At 70.1% G+C, this 17,765-nt stretch carries 9 protein-coding genes; all 9 read left to right on the top strand.

Features of this window, described 5'->3' with window-relative positions; translation table 11 throughout:
* Positions 1–69: 69 nt before the first annotated feature.
* The 9 genes from AC5WS7_RS09370 (at position 70) to AC5WS7_RS09330 (ending at position 17,733) form a co-directional block, all read left to right on the top strand.
* A complete protein-coding gene (locus AC5WS7_RS09370; protein ID WP_495954020.1) occupies positions 70–1,746 on the top strand; it encodes an AMP-dependent synthetase/ligase in 1,677 nt (558 codons plus the stop codon).
* 143 nt (positions 1,747–1,889) lie between these two features.
* A complete protein-coding gene (locus AC5WS7_RS09365; RefSeq protein ID WP_495954019.1) occupies positions 1,890–3,143 on the top strand; it encodes an NAD(P)/FAD-dependent oxidoreductase in 1,254 nt (417 codons plus the stop codon).
* Entirely contained in the window at positions 3,140–3,745 is a 606-nt protein-coding gene (locus tag AC5WS7_RS09360) for an SGNH/GDSL hydrolase family protein (protein ID WP_495954018.1), read from the top strand. Before AC5WS7_RS09365 ends, AC5WS7_RS09360 begins: the two co-directional genes overlap by 4 nt.
* Positions 3,746–3,775: 30 nt before the next feature.
* Positions 3,776–10,411 (top strand): SDR family NAD(P)-dependent oxidoreductase, encoded by a 6,636-nt coding sequence (locus tag AC5WS7_RS09355; RefSeq protein WP_495954017.1) that lies wholly within the window; start codon positions 3,776–3,778, stop codon positions 10,409–10,411.
* A 116-nt stretch (positions 10,412–10,527) separates the two neighbouring features.
* The gene (locus tag AC5WS7_RS09350) at positions 10,528–12,432 is read left to right on the top strand and encodes a hotdog family protein (RefSeq protein ID WP_495954016.1); all 1,905 of its coding nucleotides are present in this window, start codon (positions 10,528–10,530) and stop codon (positions 12,430–12,432) included.
* A gap of 79 nt (positions 12,433–12,511) precedes the next feature.
* Entirely contained in the window at positions 12,512–14,080 is a 1,569-nt protein-coding gene (locus AC5WS7_RS09345) for a PfaD family polyunsaturated fatty acid/polyketide biosynthesis protein (RefSeq protein WP_495954015.1), read from the top strand.
* Positions 14,077–15,819, top strand: a complete 1,743-nt coding sequence (locus AC5WS7_RS09340) for an acetyl-CoA carboxylase carboxyltransferase subunit alpha (protein WP_495954014.1) — start codon at positions 14,077–14,079, stop codon at positions 15,817–15,819. Before AC5WS7_RS09345 ends, AC5WS7_RS09340 begins: the two co-directional genes overlap by 4 nt.
* A 13-nt stretch (positions 15,820–15,832) precedes the next feature.
* Positions 15,833–16,363, top strand: coding sequence for an acetyl-CoA carboxylase biotin carboxyl carrier protein (locus tag AC5WS7_RS09335; protein ID WP_495954013.1), 531 nt, complete (start codon positions 15,833–15,835; stop codon positions 16,361–16,363).
* Positions 16,360–17,733 (top strand): acetyl-CoA carboxylase biotin carboxylase subunit, encoded by a 1,374-nt coding sequence (locus AC5WS7_RS09330; protein WP_495954012.1) that lies wholly within the window; start codon positions 16,360–16,362, stop codon positions 17,731–17,733. Before AC5WS7_RS09335 ends, AC5WS7_RS09330 begins: the two co-directional genes overlap by 4 nt.
* The last annotated feature ends 32 nt before the right edge of the window (positions 17,734–17,765 follow it).

Here is a 17,765-nt window from a genome sequence, read left to right as displayed (position 1 = left end):
ACATTCGCGCGTTAGGAATGCGACCGCGACCGGGACCGAATATGTTGTCGCGGAGAAGAATTCCAAGGCGTGAATACAGTCTCAGGCATCGAGATATCGGTCACCGAGAACGGAATCCAGCCGGCGGATTCCGAGAGTTTGTACTCGATTGTCTCCGGCGGCGCCCGGCAGGATCCGCACCGGCTCTCGCTCGGCCACCCGGACGGGACGGTGCTGACCCGTGCGGAGGTCGACAGCAGGGTTCGGGCGGTCGCCGCGGCGCTGGCCGAACATGGTGTGCGGCAAGGGGATCGGGTGGCGGTCCTGGGCCGCACGAGTATGGAATGGGTTCTGCTGGACTGCGCGGTGCTGGCGTTGGGCGGGGTCGTGGTACCGGTCTATCCGACCTCCTCGCCCAGCCAGATCGAGCACATCCTGACCGACAGCGGCAGTACGTGTTTCGCCGCCGAGACCGAGGACGACGCGGTCCGGCTGCGAGCCGCCGGTGCGGGCGCGGTCCATACCTTCTCGGAGATATCCGGCTGGGCCGAGAAGGGTGCCGATAGCGTTCCGGACGCGCCGATCGCCGATGTGCGGGCCGAGGACCTGGCGATGATCGTGTACACCAGCGGCACCACGGGATTGTCCAAGGGCTGCATGATCACTCACCGCAACATGTACACCTCCGCGGCCAATACCGTTCGCCAGACCGGGGCGCTGTTCGACGGCACGACCGTGCTGGCCTTGCCGCTCTCGCACGTCTTCGGCCAGACCATGCTGTTCGCGTGCCTGTTCGGCGGCACCGAAAGCTATCTGCTGCCGGGGATTCCGGATCTGGTTCCGGCCCTGGCCCGGCTGCGGCCGACCTTCCTGCCGCTGATTCCCTACGGGCTGGAGAAGATTCGCAAGCACTGCCGCGCGCTGCTCGCCGAGGGCGCGGAACGCGAGGCGGTCACGCGCGGACTGGATCTGCTGCGGCGGGGTGATCCGGCGCTGCCCGTGGAACCGGTGGCCTCGGCGCTGGGCGGACGGTTGCGGTACGTGATTTCCGGCGGTGCGTCACTCGACGATTCGACCGCGGGCTTCTACGCCGGTGTGGGAGTGGTGATCCTCAACTGCTACGGCCTCACCGAGGCGGCCACCGCGGTGACCGTCAACGCGCCGGAGACCAACCGGCTGGGCACCGTGGGCCGTCCCATTCCCGGCACGGCGGTCGGCATCGCCGCCGAGGACGGCGAGGTCCTGGTCCGCGGTCCGCACGTGACGCCCGGGTACTGGGGTGCGGCGAGCGAGCAGCGCCCCGTCGACGCCGACGGCTGGCTGCACACCGGTGACATCGGCGAACTCGACGACGGCCATCTGCGAATCACCGGGCGCAAGAAGGAGATTCTGGTCACCTCGGGCGGTAAGAACGTCGCCCCGACCCCGCTCGAGGATCGGGTGCGGCTGCACCCGCTGGTCAGCAACTGCATCGTGCTGGGCGACGGCCGGGCCTATGTCACCGCGCTGGTCACCCTGGATGCCGAGCGGGCCGAACAGTGGCGTGCCGAACATCCGGACGGCGATCCGGCCGACGCGGTGCAGGCGGCAGTGGACGAGGCCAACGAACTCGTCTCCCGGGCGGAATCGATTCGCGCATTCCGGATCGTGCCGGGTGATTTCACGATTGCGAACGGAATGCTGACCTCGTCGCTGAAACTGCGTCGCGCCGCCATCGCCGAGGCGTACGCCGACGATATCCGGCAGCTCTATGTTGCGCGTGAGTGAACCTGCCGCTAACCGTTCGCCAATTCATCCGTCGCGATAGCCGAGACCGATCGGCCGATGAATTGCATTGGCCGACGGTAGTTCTCGGCCGATATCGCGAACAGACTCGAAACCGGAATTCCTCTAGCGAAAGTGATGGGCACATGTACGACGTCATCGTGGTCGGATCTCGCGTCGCGGGGGCCCCGCTGGCCATGTTGCTGGCGCGTAAGGGTTACCGCGTGCTCGCCGTGGACCGCGCCACCTTCCCGAGCGACACCGTCTCCACCCACTACATCCACCAGGCCGGCCTGAGCCTGCTGAAGTCGTGGGGACTGCTGGACCGGCTGGTGGCCACCGGCTGCCCGCCCGTGCGGAACCTGAACTTCACCTATACCGACATCGTGATCAACGGGATGGCCGATCCGTCGGCGGACGGCATCGACGCCGTGTACTGCCCGCGGCGCACCGTGCTGGACAAGTTGCTGGTGGATGCCGCGCGCGGCGCCGGAGCCGAGGTGATCGAGGGATTCACCGTCACCGCACTGGAATTCGACGGTGACCGGGTCACGGGCCTGCGCGGGCGGGCCGGTGACGGCCCGGAGCAGAAGTTCGAGGCGAAGCTGGTGATCGGTGCCGACGGCGCCAACTCCACGGTCGCCAAGCAGGTCGGCGCGCAGGTCTACGAGGGCTCGCCGGCGGCGTGCTTCGTGTTCTACTCCTACTACGAGGGCGTCGACTGGGGTATGCAGCACCGCACCGGATTCGGTGAGCAGCAGTTCGCCTCCTGGCCCACCCACGACGGCCTGGCTCTGGTGGCGGTGATGCGCAAGCGCGACCGGTTCCGGGAATTCCGCGCCGACCCCGATGCCGGCGTCCAGGAGATCGTGGACCAGGTGGACCCGGAAATCGGTGCGCGGCTGCGGGCTACCGGTAAGCGGGTGGAGCCGTTCCGGCCGATGCTGTACCCGGACAACTACCGCCGCCGTTCCTTCGGCCCGGGCTGGGCGCTGGTCGGCGACGCCGGCTACCACAAGGACCCGTTCACCGGCTGGGGAATCACCGACGCGTTCAAGTACGCCCAGCTGCTGTCGGACCTGGTGGACGAGAGCCTGTCCGGGGTGCGGCCGTTCGAGCAGACCCTGGCCGAGTACCAGCGCGAGCGCGACGCCCAGAGCGCCAGCACTTACGAACTGACGCAGAGCATTTCGGAACTGTCGCTCACTCCGTACTACGACTCGGTGTTCCGCGCGACGAGTCTGAGCCCGGACTACTCCAAGAAGTTCTTCGGTCTGATCGCGGGCCTGTATCCGCCGGACAAGTTCTTCGGCGAAGCCGAGCTGGCCGAGCTGTACGAAACGGTCGGCTTCCCGTCGGAGCGCCGCTACCTGACCCGCGACGCGGGGGTGCCGGCATGAGCGGAGTGGCGTTCACCGCCATCGGTGACAGTTTCGTCGAGGGGCGCGGAGATGTGCGGCCGGACGGCACGTTCCGCGGCTGGGTGCCCCGGCTGGGCAGCCAGCTCGGCCTGCGGGGCGGGGCCGTGCGCAATCTGGGCACCCACGGTGCCACCACGACGAGCACGGTGGCGCGGCAGCTGCCCGCGGCGGTCTCGGCGCGGTCGGCGGTGTACGGCGTGGTGGTCGGCGTGAACGATCTGGTCAGCGACTACGACCCGAATCGGTTCGCGGACAACCTCGCCACCGTGTTCGGCACGCTGAACCAGGGCAGTGCAACGGTTTTCACCGCCACCTATCCGGATATCCCGGCGCGGCTGCCGGTTCCGGACAAATTCCGGGAGCTGCTGCGTGAGCGGTTCGCCTACGCCAACTCCACGCTCGCCGAGGTGACCGCACGGACCGGCACCCTGCTGATCGATATCGCGGCCCGCCCGGAGTGGGCGCGCCCGGAGATGTGGACCGACGACGGGCTGCACCCCAGCTCGCTCGGACATCGCGTGTTCGCGGCCGCGGCCGCCGAAGCGATCTCGTCGACCACCGCCACCACAGTGGCCGCCTGACGCGGTCCACCAGGTTCGAGAGGATTCCCTGTGACGGACGACAGACGCCTGGCGCGCGACCCGATCGCGATCGTCGGGATGTCGGGGCTCTTGCCCAGAGCCCACAACCATGTTCAGTTCTGGCAGAACATCGTCGACGGCGTCGATTGCATCGAGGAGGTTCCGCCGTCGCGGTGGAAGCTCGACGACTACTACGACGCCGATCCGGCGGCGCCGGACAAGACCTATTCCCGGCGCGGCGCCTTCCTGCCCGATGTTGATTTCGATCCGCTGGAGTTCGGCCTGCCGCCGAATCAGCTCGAGGTCACCAGCACCATGCAGACCCTGAGTCTCGGTGTGGCCCGGGACCTGCTGATCGATGCGGGGGCGGTCGGATCGGACTGGTACGACGCGGCGAACACGGGAGTCGTGCTGGGCACGACCGGTCCGGTGCCGCTGATGCATCCGCTGGCGGCCCGGCTCTCGACGCCGGTGCTCCTGGAGGCGGCGCGATCGGTGGGCCTGAGTGAGCAGGATGCCGCCGCGATCGCAAACCGGTTCGTCACGGCTTTCGCACCGTGGGAGGAGAACTCCTTCCCCGGCCTGCTGGCCAATGTGGTCGCGGGCCGGGTCGCCAACCGGCTCGGCCTGGGCGGGATGAACTGCACGGTCGATGCGGCCTGTGCCGCCTCGCTGGCCGCGATCCGCACCGCGATCGCGGAATTGCAGGACCGCCGCGCCGACATGATGATCACCGGCGGCGTCGACACCGAGAACACCATCTTCATCTACATGTGCTTCAGCAAGGTCGGCGCGCTGTCGCCGACCGGGCGGATCAGCCCGTTCTCCAACGAGGCCAACGGCACCCTGCTCGGCGAGGGCATCACCATGCTGGCGCTGCGCAGGCTGGAAGACGCGCGCCGCGACGGGAACCGGATCTACGCGGTGATCCGCGGGCTGGGCTCCTCCAGCGACGGGCGCTCCAAGAGCATCTACGCGCCGCGCGCCGAGGGACAGCGGGCCGCGCTGGACCGCGCCTATCGCGACGCCGAATGTTCGCCCGCCGACGTGGAACTCATCGAGGCCCACGCCACCGGCACCGCGGTCGGCGACCGCACCGAGCTGACCGCGCTGAACGGGCTGCTGACCGAATCGAGCGAGGAATCCCGGTTCGTGGCGCTGGGCAGCGTCAAATCGCAGATCGGTCACACCAAGGGCGCGGCCGGTACCGCGAGTGTGATGAAGCTGGCCCTGGCACTGCATCAGAAGGTATTGCCCGGCACCATCAATGTGGCCGCGCCCAATACCGACTTCGACTGGGGCACAGCGCCGTTCTACGTCAACACCCGCACCCGGCCGTGGATCCGCGATCCGCGCCGCCCGGTGCGCCGTGCCGCCGCCTCCGCGATGGGATTCGGCGGCACCAACTTTCACGTCGTGCTCGAGGAGGCCGACGCCGACCGGTCCGGGCAACTGGTGCTGCACCGGGTGCCGCGCGCGCACCTGTGGCATGCGCCGGATGTGGCGAGCCTGGCGGAGTCGTTGCGCGCCGACGAATCCGGTGACGGGGGCGACATTCCGGAGCAGCATGCCCGCGTCGGATTCGTCGCCGTCGACGACGAGCACGCCGAGCATCTGCGGGACCTGGCGGTCGAGGAGCTGCTGCGCAATCCCGACGTCGCGGCCTGGGATCATCCGGAGGGTATCCACTTCCGTGCCGCGGCGCTGCCGCAGCGCACGGCGGGTGCGCTGTTCGCCGGCCAGGGCAGCCAGTACGTCGACATGGGATCGACTGCGGCACTGAATAATCCGCCCGTCGGCGCGGCCTTCGACGCGGCCAACGCGGTCTTCGCCGATGCGCCGCGGCGGTTGGCGAGCGTGGTGTTCCCGGCTCCGGCCTTCGACGAGGACGAACAGGCCGAGCAGGAAACGCTGTTGCGGCGCACCGATTTCGCGCAGCCCGCGATCGGTGCGCTGGCGGTCGGACAGTTCCGGGTGCTGAACGAATTCGGCTTCCGGCCGGACGGGCTGCTGGGGCACAGCTTCGGTGAACTCACCGCGCTGTGGGCCTCCGGCGCGGTGTCCACCGACGACTACTTCGCCCTGGCCCGGGCGCGGGGTGCGGCCATGGTGGTGCCCGAGGGGGAGGACGCGGGCACCATGACCGCGGTCGGCGCCTCCCGCGAGGTGGTGGCCGAGTTGATCGGCGGGGTCGGCGACGTCTGGATCTGCAACCACAACGCACCCGATCAGGTGGTCGTCGGCGGTGGTGCGGCCGGAATCGCCGAGGTGGCCGCGCGCGCCGCGGAGCGCGGGATCGCCACCCGGGACCTGCCGGTCTCCGGCGCCTTCCACACTCCGTACGTGGCGCACGCGGTGGATCGCTTCGCGGCGGCGGTGGCCGAGGTGACCATCGGCGCGCCCGCGGTCCCGGTTTACGCGAACTCGCCGGACGCCGGATACGGCGACGATCCCGAGACGAATCGGGCCACCCTGACCGGGCAGCTCAGCAAGCCGGTGGAATTCGCGGCCGCGTTGAGCGCGATGCGCGCGGCCGGATGCAATGTCTTCGTCGAATTCGGCCCCAAGCAGATCCTCACCTCACTGGTCCGGCGCACCTTCGGCGACGAGGTGATCGCGATCGCCGCCGACTCCGGCCCGATCGGCGACGGCGACCTGACCCTGAAACGGGCGGCCGTGCGACTCGCGGTGCTGGGCTTCGATATTCGCGGGATCAATCGCTATGCCGCACCGGCGCCCGCGACCGCGCCGCCACGGGGCATGACCGTGACCCTGTCGGCGCCGGAATATGTTCCCGAAACTCGTCGGGCCGCCCACGCGGCGGCTCTCGCCGACGGGTACCTGGTCACTGCCGCCGCGTCGTCGCCGGTGGTCACACCACCGGTGCCCTCCTCGAATAATGGTGCGCCGCACACCGATATCGTCCCCGCCGCCGAGCCGTCCCCGGTCCGCTCGGCCGACCTACCGGAGAATTTCGTGTCATCCCAACCGTCCTACCGCGACGCCGGGGCCGCCGCCGTTCCGGACTACACCGCCCTGGATTCCGCGCTGGTACAGCATTTGGACATCCACCGCCAATACCTCGACGGCCAGCTGGATCTGGCGCGCAGCCTCGCCGGTGCGCTCGGGCACGGTGGTTTGGATGAGGGCACCGTCCGGGCCATCGAGGCGGTGAAAGAACACGGAATCGCCATCAGCGACAGTCATTCTCACGCCAGTGCAGTACTCGCCCAGCTGGCCGGGCTGGAGAGCGGGGCGGACATCGTGCCGGCGCACCGGACCGCCGCGGTCCCGGCGCCGCAGGCCGCACCGCGCGCCCTGGCCGCTGCCTCGCCCGCGGAACAGACTTCGCGGCAGAATATTTCGGCCGCGGCCGCGTACGCGCCGGAGCCGGTCCGCACGGCAGTGGCTCCGACGGTTCCGGCCACCAACGGCATCGCGTCCGTCAACGCAGATTCGAGCAATGCCGTGTCGAACGGTGCCCCGGCCGCCGAGTCAGCGGTCGATGCCGCGGCCCTGCGTCGTGCGCTCCAGGAAGTGGTCGCCGACAAGACGGGTTATCCGGTCGAGATGGTGGATCCGGCAATGGATCTCGAGGCGGATCTCGGGGTGGATTCGATCAAGCGGGTGCAGGTGATCGGTGCGTTGCAGGAGCGGTTTCCGCAGCTGCCGAGCCTCGGGCCCGAGCAGTTGGGCACGCTGCGCACGCTGGATCAGGTGGCGACACTGCTGGCCGGTACCGCGGCTTCGGCTCCCGCCGCGGCAGCGGCGGCCGAGAATGGTGCGACCGCAGACGAGCTACGTCGCGCGCTGCAGGAAGTCGTCGCGGACAAGACGGGCTATCCGGTCGAGATGGTGGACCCGGCGATGGATCTCGAGGCGGATCTCGGAGTCGATTCGATCAAGCGGGTGCAGGTGATCGGTGCGTTGCAGGAGCGGTTTGCGCAGCTGCCGAGCCTCGGGCCCGAGCAACTGGGCACCCTGCGAACTTTGAACCAGGTGGCCGACGCGCTCACCGCGCCGGCCGGGTCCACACCCGCGGCCTCTGTTTCCGGCCCGGCCTCCGGTGCCTCCGCGGACGAATTGCGTTCCGCACTCAGGGAACTGGTCGCGGAGAAGACCGGGTATCCGGTCGAGATGGTGGATCCGGCGATGGATCTCGAGGCGGATCTCGGGGTGGATTCGATCAAGCGGGTGCAGGTGATCGGTGCGTTGCAGGAGCGGTATCCGGATCTGCCTGCCCTCGGCCCCGAACAGCTCGGGACATTACGCACCCTGGACCTCATCGCCGCCCGGCTCGCGGACGCCACCGGTGGTGATGCGGACCCAAAAGCTGAGGCCGCGGCCGGTGCGCCGCGGCATGCCGTCGAGCTGATCACCGTCGCACCGGTGGACGCGCTTGTCGACCCCTATCCCGCCGATGCCTTCGCGGTGGTGCTCGGGATCGGCGGCGACACCGAGGCCGACTGCGCCGCGCTCACCACCGCCCTGCGGGGACTCGGCTGGACCGCACGGCACACCACCGATCCCGCCACGCTGGCCGACGATCCGGTCGACGCGGTCCTCGCGGTCATCGGAACTGCCACGGAATGGCAAGCGGCGCAGGATATCCTGACCGAAACCATCCTGGCCGCCGGTCGTGCGGTGCCGGAGCTGCGGCAGGCCACCCAACGGGCGGCCTTCCTCACCGTGACCCGGCTCGACGGGGAGCTGGGTTATCGCGGCGACCGGGATCCGGTGTCCGTGCTGCTCGGCGGAATCGGCGGCATCGTCAAGACGGTCGCGGCCGAGGAGCCCGGGCTCTTCTGCCGGGCACTGGATATCGATCCGGCGGTGGACGCGGCCGGCGCCGCGGCCCGGGTGGCGACCGAATTGTTCGACGCCGCCACCGACACCGCCGAGATCGGCATCGACGCGGCGGGGGTGCGCCGCGCGCCGGTGCCCAGCAGGCACGCATCCGCGTCAACGGTGACGTGGGTGGATCCGGACCGTGATCCGGACCCGACGACGCTGTCGGCCGACGATGTCCTGCTGGTCACCGGTGGCGCGCGCGGTGTAACCGCACTGTGTGTGCTGGAACTGGCCCGGCGCAGTGCGGCCCGGTTCGTACTGCTGGGCCGCACCGAACTCGCGCCGGAACCGGAATGGGCTGTGGGCGTGCCGGATTCGGACCTGAAGACGGCCGCGGTGCGGGCCCTTGCCGGTACCCGCGTGACCCCGCGCGAGATCGACCGGAGCTGCGCCGAGGTCCGCGCGGTGCGTGAGATCCGTTCCACCCTGGCCGAACTCGGCGACCGCGCGGTGTACGCCGCGGCCGATGTCACCGATGCCGGGGCGGTCCGCGCGGCGGTCGAACCGTGGCGGGACACGCTGACCGGGATCGTGCACGGCGCGGGAGTGCTGGCCGATTCGATGATCGCGGACAAGACCGCGGAATCGGTGACCCGGGTGCTGCGACCGAAGCTCGCGGGGCTGGCCGCGGCACTGTCGGTGGTGGAGCAGCCACGGCATCTGGTCCTGTTCACCTCGGTCGCCGGATTGTTCGGCAATGCCGGGCAGTCCGATTACGCGGCGGCCAACGAAGCGCTGTGCCGGTTCGCGACCAGCTGGCGCACCCGGCATCCGGACTGCCGCTGTGTCGCGATCGACTGGGGCGCCTGGGACGGCGGGATGGTCACCCCCGAATTGCGCCGGCACTTCCGCGAGCGCGGAATTCCGTTGCTGGCGCCGGAAACCGGGGCCGCGGCCTTCGCCGAGCAGTTCACCTCGGCGCGCCGCGCCGACACCGTGGTGCTGGTCGGCGAGGCGGTCGCGTTGTCGAGCGCGGCGCCCGCGCCCGTACCCGCACGGGTGCGGCGCAGCTTCGCCGGGCTCACCGAGGAGCCGGTGATCGCGGCGCACCGGATCGGCGAGCACGTCGTACTGCCCGCGACCTTCGCGCTCGGTGCGTTGATCAATGTCACCGAACGGCGGCTGCCCGGGCTGATTGTGACCGCTGTGCACGATTTCGAGGTGGTCAAGGGCATCGTCTTCGATCGTCCGGTGGACGAGGTCGACATCGTCGTGGATCCCGCCGAGACCGCCGCCGATTCGGTCACGGTGGAGGTGCGCATGGTGGGTGGACGCACCACGCACTACCGGGCCACCCTGGTGTGCACCAGCACAGCGGACGTCCCACCGCGAGTGACGGTACCGAGCGGTCCCGGGGCCAGTGCGGCGTGGATCTACCAGGACGGGGTGCAGTTCCACGGCCCGGCCCTGCAGGGGTTGCGGCGGGTGCGCGACGCCTCCGATACCGCGATGGTCTTCGAATGTGTCCTGCCCGCAACGCGAATCGGCGCGGGCGCTTACGGCGGACGATTGCACGATCCGGCCCTCGCGGACCTGATCCTGCAGTGCCCGCCGGTGCTGGGACACCGGTTGCTGGACGCGGCCTGCCTGCCGTTGGGGATCGGGCGCGCGGAGTACTACCGGCCGCTGCCGGCGGGGGAGCCGTTCCTGGTGATGGTCGGCAATCCGCGCGGCGGTTCGTTCGAGGTCAGCATCGACGCGACCGCGACCGACCTGAACGGCACAGTGTTGCAACGGTTCTCGGGCGTCACCGTGGTGACGACCCCGGATCTGACAGAGAAGTTCCGGACCTCGGTGAGGCGGTGGCAGCAATGACAGTCCTGGAGTTCGACGGTATCGCCTTCGACCCGACCGGTGTATCGCGCGCCGGTGGCGAAGTGGCCGAGCCCGGCGGTCGGGCGCCGGCCGCGCCCGTGGGAGGTGCACCGGTTGTGCCCGTCGCAACCCAGTTGGCCGCGACCGAGAAGCCTTCGGCCGCAACAGGGTTCGCCGCGCGGAACGTACTGCCGGAAGTTCGTGCCGGGGTGGTGAACGCCCATCGGGCCGCGTTGGCGGCGCAGCTCGCGGTGCAACGCGCGCTGTGGGAGCGGGCCCGCGCAGGCGGGTTATCGACCGCCGCAACGGTTCCGGCCGGAGCGGGAGCGCACGTATCTACCGGGGCGGTAGCGGCCGGGCAGGTCGCGGCGGTAACGCCGACGGCTGTCGCGGCGGAGGATGTGTTCAAACCGCTTGCCCGGTCCGCGCGCACCACGCTCGATCGTGCTGCGCTGGAACAGCTGACCCGCGGTGAGGTCACCGAGGTGTTCGGCCCGGCCTACCGGCGCGCGGGCGTGGTATCGGCGGTACGCCTTGCCGCCGGGCAACCGCTGGTCTTGACCCGGGTCGAGATATTGGAACTGCGCGGTGGAAACGGAAAGGGCCGGGTAGCGGCCGAATTCGAGGGTGATGTGCGCGCGGCGGCGGTACAGGCCGCCGAACTGTTCGCGATCTTCACCGGTATGCACCTGTGCTTGTCCGGCTGCGCCCTGGCCGCGACGGTGGACGGCGCCGCCGGCACCGGCACGGGCCGAATCGAGTTGGTGGTCGGTGAGATTGATCTGATTCCGCGCCCGCACCTGGACGCGGTGGCGCACACCACGGCCGGGGCATCGACGGTGAGGATCACCGCGACCGAACCCGCCGGTGCCGGAGTCGGGCCGGGCGCGGCGGTATCCGGATTGCTGCTCAACGAATTTCACATGGTGCACCTGTCGCGAGGTGATCAGGCCATCGCGATGGGGCCCGAATTCGCGCGGTACACCGGGGTTCGCGCGACTCGGTTGCCGACCGGCGGGCTGCTGCTGGTGGACCGGGTGCTCGACTTCGACGGCGCGCGTGGCGTTCTCGACGGCGCCTCCTACACGAGCGAATACGACTCGCCCGCCGATTCCTGGTACTACGGCGACACCGCCAACGAATCCATGCCGCACTTCGTCTACATGGAGACCTCGTTGCAGGCGGCGCTGCTGATGGGGTACTACGCCGGGCCGACGCTGAGCGAGCCGGATACCACGCTTAGTCTGCGCAACCTCGGCGGCAGCGCGCGAGTGCTGCGGCGAATCGATCTGCGGGACAAAACGATTCGGCAATCATCGCGGCTGCTCTCGACCACGCTGCTGCCGGGCTCCTCGTTGCAGACGTTCGACTACACCCTGTCCGTCGAGGGGGAGCCGTTCTACACCGGCGAGACCATGTTCGGCTACTTCAGCGACGAGGCACTGGCCAATCAGACCGGCCTGGACGCAGGTCGTTCGGTGCCGAGCTGGCGGGCCGAGCATCCGCAGGCCCCGGCCAGGGTGATCGATGTGGCCGCTCGCCGGGCCGACCCGGCCGCACCGCTGTGTGCGCGCCGGACCCTGGCCCTGATCGACCGCGTCGAGGTGGTCGACGGCGGCGGCAAGTACGAGGCGGGCTACCTGCACTCGCTGCGTGAGATCGACGGCACCGATTGGTATTTCGAGCGGCACTTCCACCTCGATCCGGTGATTCCCGGCTCGCTCGGAGTGGAATCGGTGATCCACGCGGTGCAGGAGTGGATGCTCGACGCGGGATACGCGGCGGGAATGACCGATCCGGTGTTCCGCATCCCGTGCGATATCGAGTTCTCCTGGCGCTACCGGGGGCAGTTCCTGCCCACCGACGGCACCGTGGAACTCGAGGCGCACATCAAGCAGGTCCGCAGGGAGGCGCACACCGTCACCGTGGTGGTTGACGGATCGCTGTGGAAGCCGGGCCTGCGTATCTACGAACTCGTCGATCTCGCAATCGAACTCGCCGACCGGGCGGTGCTGCCGTGATCACCACCGAGCAGCCGGGTGCAGGCGCCCGCAGGCAGAGAAGACCGGCAGCCGGTGCCGGAGGCAGGACGGAACGGCAATGACGACCTTCGGGAACCCCGCCCTCGCCGAGAGCGATGCGGACATCTCGGCGATACTGCTGGACCTGGACATCCCCTGCTGGGTCGTCCGGCACGAGGGCCGGATCGGGGTGACCGCCTCCCGAGCGTTGGCGGCCCGCTCCGAAGTCCTGACCGCGGTCGGCCCGCTGCCGCCGGAACGATTGGGCGACAGTGCTTTCCGATCGGAGCACGGTGTGCGCGCCGCCTACGCCGCGGGCGCGATGGCCAACGGGATAGCCTCGCCCGGCCTGGTGGCGGCGATGTCGCACGCGGGATATCTGGCCTCCTACGGAGCCGCCGGGGTGACACCCGCGGTGGTGGACGCGGCGCTGGGTGAACTCGCCCGCACGTTGCCCGGACAACCGTTCGCCTGCAACCTCATTCACAGCCCGTCCGAACCGGCGTTGGAGCGTGCCATCGTCGACGCCTGCCTGCGGCACCGCGTGCGATGCGTGGAGGCGTCGGCGTTCATGGATCTGACAACCGAGGTCGTGCGGTACCGCGCGACCGGACTGGCGGTGGACCGGCAGGGCCGGATCGAACGCCGGAACAGGCTGATCGCCAAGGTATCCCGCGTGGAGGTCGCCGAACTGTTCCTGCGGCCCGCGCCGGCCAGGCTGCTCGGGGTGCTGACCGAGCGCGGCGAGATCACCGCGGAGCAGGCCCGGCTGGCCGCGCGGACGCCGATGGCCGACGACATCACCGCCGAGGCCGATTCCGGCGGGCACACCGACCGGCGGCCGCTGACCGTGCTGTTCCCCGAGATCGTCAGCGCCCGTGACCGGATCGCTCGCGAACTGCCGGCGGCGGCCGCGGTGCGCATCGGGGTGGCCGGCGGGATCGGCACCCCGGACGCGGTCGCGGCGGCCTTCGCGCTCGGCGCGGCGTACGTGGTGACCGGGTCGGTGAATCAGTCCTGTCGCGAGGCCGCGCAATGCGACCACACCAAAAAGCTCTTGGCCACAGCCGAATTCGCGGACTGCACGATGGCCCCGTCCTCGGACATGTTCGAACTCGGGGTGCAGGTGCAGGTGCTGCGCCGCGGGACCATGTTCGCCGCCCGCGCGCAGCGGCTCTACGAGCTCTACCGCGCGCACGACGGACTCGACGACATCCCGGCCGATCAGCGCGCGGAACTGGAGCGCACCGTGCTGCGGCGTCCGGTGCAGGAGATCTGGCGCGACTGCGTCGAGTTCTTCACCGAACGCGATCCGGCCCAGCTCGCCGGTGCCGCGCAGGATCCGAAACATCGGATGGCCCTGGTGTTCCGGTGGTACCTCGGATTGTCGTCGGGGTGGAGCATCCGCGGTGCGGCCGACCGCTCGGCCGACTACCAGATCTGGTGCGGCCCGGCGATGGGCGCGTTCAACACCTGGGTCGCGGGTACCTATCTGGCGGCCCCGACCCATCGGCGCGTGGCCGATGTGGCCGACGAATTGATGTACGGCGCGGCCTATCTCACCCGGGTCGCCCAGCTGCGTACGGCCGGCGCCCGGCTGCCCGCGGCGTGTGCCCGGTACGTGCCTCGACCCCCGGAGGAGCGATGACCATACTCGAGACCAGGCAGGTCCCGGCCAGTTCGTGGATGCGCTGCCCCGCGTGCGGCGACATGATCTACCGCAAGCGCTACGACCGCGGCGACCGGGTGTGCCCGGAATGCGACAGCCACGGTCCGCTGACCGCGGACCAGCGCGTCGCCATGCTGCTGGACGCCGATTCGGCGCAGGCCGTCGTGACCGCGGCGACGGTGCCGGATCCATTGCGGTTCAGCGATACTCGCGACTATCCGGAACGGCTGGCGGACGCCCGGCGGCGCACCGGGATGCCGGATGCGGCGCGCTGCGCGCGGGGCCGGATGGGCGGGGTGCCGGTCGTGCTGGCGGTGCTGGATTTCCGGTTCTTCGGCGGCAGTCTGGGGGTCGCGGTGGGCGAGGCGGTGACCGCGGCCGCGGAGGCGGCGCTGGCCGACCACGCTCCGCTGATCATCGCCAGCGCCTCGGGCGGCGCCCGGATGCAGGAGGGCATCCTGGCGCTCATGCAGATGGCCAAGACCAGTCACGCCCTGCGGCGGCTGGACGAGGCCGGCGTGCTGACCATCTCGGTGGTCACCGATCCCACCTACGGCGGAGTGGCGGCGTCGTTCGCCACCTCCACCGACATCATCGTGGCCGAACCCGGTGCGCGCCTGGGCTTCGCGGGGCCGCGGGTGATCGCGCAGACCATCGGCGAAACGCTTCCGCCCGGCTTCCAGACCGCCGAATTCCTGCTCGAGCACGGATTCATCGATCTGATCTGCCACCGCAACAGCCTGCGCGACCGGCTCACCCGGCTGGTCGCGATGACCGTGCGCGAACCGGCGGTGACCGGGCTCGCCGACGCATCGGAACAGCCCGAGTCGCTCACCGCCACCGATCCCGATGCGGTGGCCGAGCGCGATCCGTGGCAATGTGTCCGAGCGGCAAGGGAATTGGCCCGGCCGACCGCTCTGGACTATCTATCCGGCGCCTTCGACGAGTTCATCGAACTGCACGGTGACCGGCTCTCCGCCGACTGCCCGGCGCTGATCGCGGGCCTGGCCCGGCTGGACGGCGCGCCGGTGGTGGTCGCGGGCACCCAGAAGGGGCACAACGCCGCCGAATTGTCCCGGCACAACTACGGTATGCCCAGTCCGGCGGGTTACCGCAAGGCGGCTCGGCTGGCTCGGCTGGCCGGCAAGCTGGGCATGCCGGTGGTCACCCTGGTCGACACCGCCGGGGCCTATCCGGGGGTGGCGGCAGAGGAGCGAGGTCAGGCGGTGGCGATCGCCGAATCGCTGAAACTCTTTGCCGGACTTCCCGTTCCGGTGATCGCGGTGATCACCGGCGAGGGCGGCAGCGGTGGCGCGCTGGCCCTCGGCGTGGCCGATCGGGTACTGGTGTGCGAGAACTCGGTGTATTCGGTGATCAGTCCGGAGGGTTGCGCGTCGATCCTGTGGAAGGACGCCGCCGACGCCCCGCGCGCGGCACGCGCCCTGCAGGTGGATTCGCGGTCGCTGCTGCGGCTGGGTGTCGCCGACGCGGTGATACCCGAGCCGCCCGGCGGCGCGCACCGGGATCCGGCCGCGATGCTCGCCCGGGTGCGCGCCGCGCTCACCGAAACGTTGTCCACGCTGCGCGCGCTGTCGCCGGGTGAGCTGTCCGCCGCCCGCTATCGGCGGTTTCGTGCCTTCGGCCGGATCGACGCCGGACAGCCCGACGCGGTGCGCCCCGGCACCGTGACCGACGAACCCACATCCCCTGATGCGTGACCGAGGAGTTGCGATGACCGAGACCGTGACCACCGAGACGATCGGCCGCGCCGTGGACGCGACCGCCGCCGACCGCACCCTCGCCGTGCTCGCCCGGCACGCGCTGGGCGTGCGCTCGGCCGCCACCGCCGCCACTTCCGTGACCGTCGCGAACGGCCCGGTGTCCCTGCGGATCTGCTGGGAGGGCGGGGACGGGCCGTCGATCGAACCGGACGCTGTGCTCGCCGAGGCCGTGCCGCAGCCCGCGGCGGCCGTCACCGTCGCGGACCCGGTGACGAACGGGAACGGCAGTGCCGCAGACACATTCACCGTCACCGCGGAGACCGTCGGCGTGTTCTACCGGGCGACCGAGCCGGGCGCCGAGCCCTTCGTCACCGAGGGGGATCCGGTGCGCTCGGGCCAGCAGGTCGGCATCGTCGAGGCGATGAAGCTGATGATCCCGGTGACCACCGGCCGCGAGGGCCGGGTGGTGCGCTTCCTGGTCGAGAACGGCGAGGCCGTGGAACACGGTCAGGCGCTGATGGTGCTCGAGGTGGTGCGGTGACCGCCCGTCCGATCGGCAAGGTGCTGATCGCCAATCGCGGCGAGATCGCGGTCCGGGTCATCCGCACCTGCGCCGAACTCGGAATCGCCACGGTCGCCGCGTATTCCGCCGCCGACCGGGACAGCGCCGCGGTGCGGCTGGCCGACGAGCGCATCCAGATCGGCCCCGGTCCGGCCAAGCGCAGCTATCTCTACATTCCGGCGATCATCGAGGCGGCTCGCGCGACCGGCGCGGACGCCATCCATCCCGGCTACGGATTCCTTTCGGAGAACCCCGATTTCGCCGAGGTGTGCGAGAGCGAGGGCTTCGTGTTCGTGGGCGCGCCGGCGCCGGTGATGGCGGAACTGGGTGACAAATCCAGTGCCCGGGCGTTGATGGCGGCCGCGGGACTTCCGCTGCTGCCGGGCAGCCGCGATCCGATCGACGCGGTGGACGAGGCCGAGGCGCTGGCCGGCGAGATCGGGTACCCGGTGATCATCAAGGCGGTCGCGGGCGGCGGCGGCCGGGGCATGCGGGTCGTGCGCGACCCCGCCGAATTCGCCGCGGCCTGGCAGGAGACCCGAGCCGGCGCCGCGGCCGTCTTCGGTGACGGCCGCCTCTACGTGGAACGCTATCTGGACTCGGCGCGGCACGTCGAGGCGCAGATCCTGGCCGATACCCACGGCGGCGTGGTGCATCTGGGCCTGCGGGACTGCTCGCTGCAACGCCGGCACCAGAAGCTCGTGGAAGAGTCGCCCGCGCCGGGCCTGTCCGCCGAATTGGCCGAGCGGATCGGCGCGGCGGCGGTGCGCGGGGCCACGGCGGTCGGCTATGTCGGTGCGGGCACCTTCGAATTCCTGCTCGCCCCGGACGGCCGGTTCTACTTCATGGAGGTGAATTGCCGTCTGCAGGTGGAACATCCGGTCACCGAGATGGTCACCGGCCTGGACCTGGTGGCCGAACAGCTGCGCATCGCGGCGGGCGAGCGGCTGTCGGTACCGCCGGCTTCCGCCCGCCAGAACGGGGTGGCGATCGAATGCCGGATCAACGCCGAGGACCCGGGCCGCGAATTCGCTCCGGCACCAGGCACTCTCACCGAATGCGTACTGCCCGGCGGGCCGTTCGTACGCGTCGACACGCACATCGAGACCGGCTATTCGATTCCCCCGCACTACGATTCGCTGCTGGCGAAGGTCGTGGTGTGGGCGCCGGACCGCGCCGGGGCCATCGCGCGGATGCGACGGGCCCTGGCGGAGACCAGGATCGACGGTCGCGGTGTGGTCACCACGGCACAATTCCTGCACGACATCCTGGATCATCCGCGCTTCCGGGCCGGCGAGCACGACACAGCACTGATCGGTTCGCTCACCACAGCGGTGGCGGTGCGCTGAGGACGACCGACCCGAAGGACAACGGGCCGGTC

The organism is Nocardia sp. PLKS1-43 (assembly GCF_059510335.1).
This window is presented reverse-complemented; position numbering and strand designations above follow the sequence as displayed.

Bases quoted from the DNA above. Each gene is read 5' to 3' on its own strand.
- AC5WS7_RS09365 (WP_495954019.1), top strand. From the start codon at position 1,890: ATGTACGACGTCATCGTGGTCGGATCTCGCGTCGCGGGGGCCCCGCTG.
- AC5WS7_RS09360 (WP_495954018.1), top strand. From the start codon at position 3,140: ATGAGCGGAGTGGCGTTCACCGCCATCGGTGACAGTTTCGTCGAGGGG.
- AC5WS7_RS09345 (WP_495954015.1), top strand. From the start codon at position 12,512: ATGACGACCTTCGGGAACCCCGCCCTCGCCGAGAGCGATGCGGACATC.
- AC5WS7_RS09340 (WP_495954014.1), top strand. From the start codon at position 14,077: ATGACCATACTCGAGACCAGGCAGGTCCCGGCCAGTTCGTGGATGCGC.
- AC5WS7_RS09335 (WP_495954013.1), top strand. From the start codon at position 15,833: ATGACCGAGACCGTGACCACCGAGACGATCGGCCGCGCCGTGGACGCG.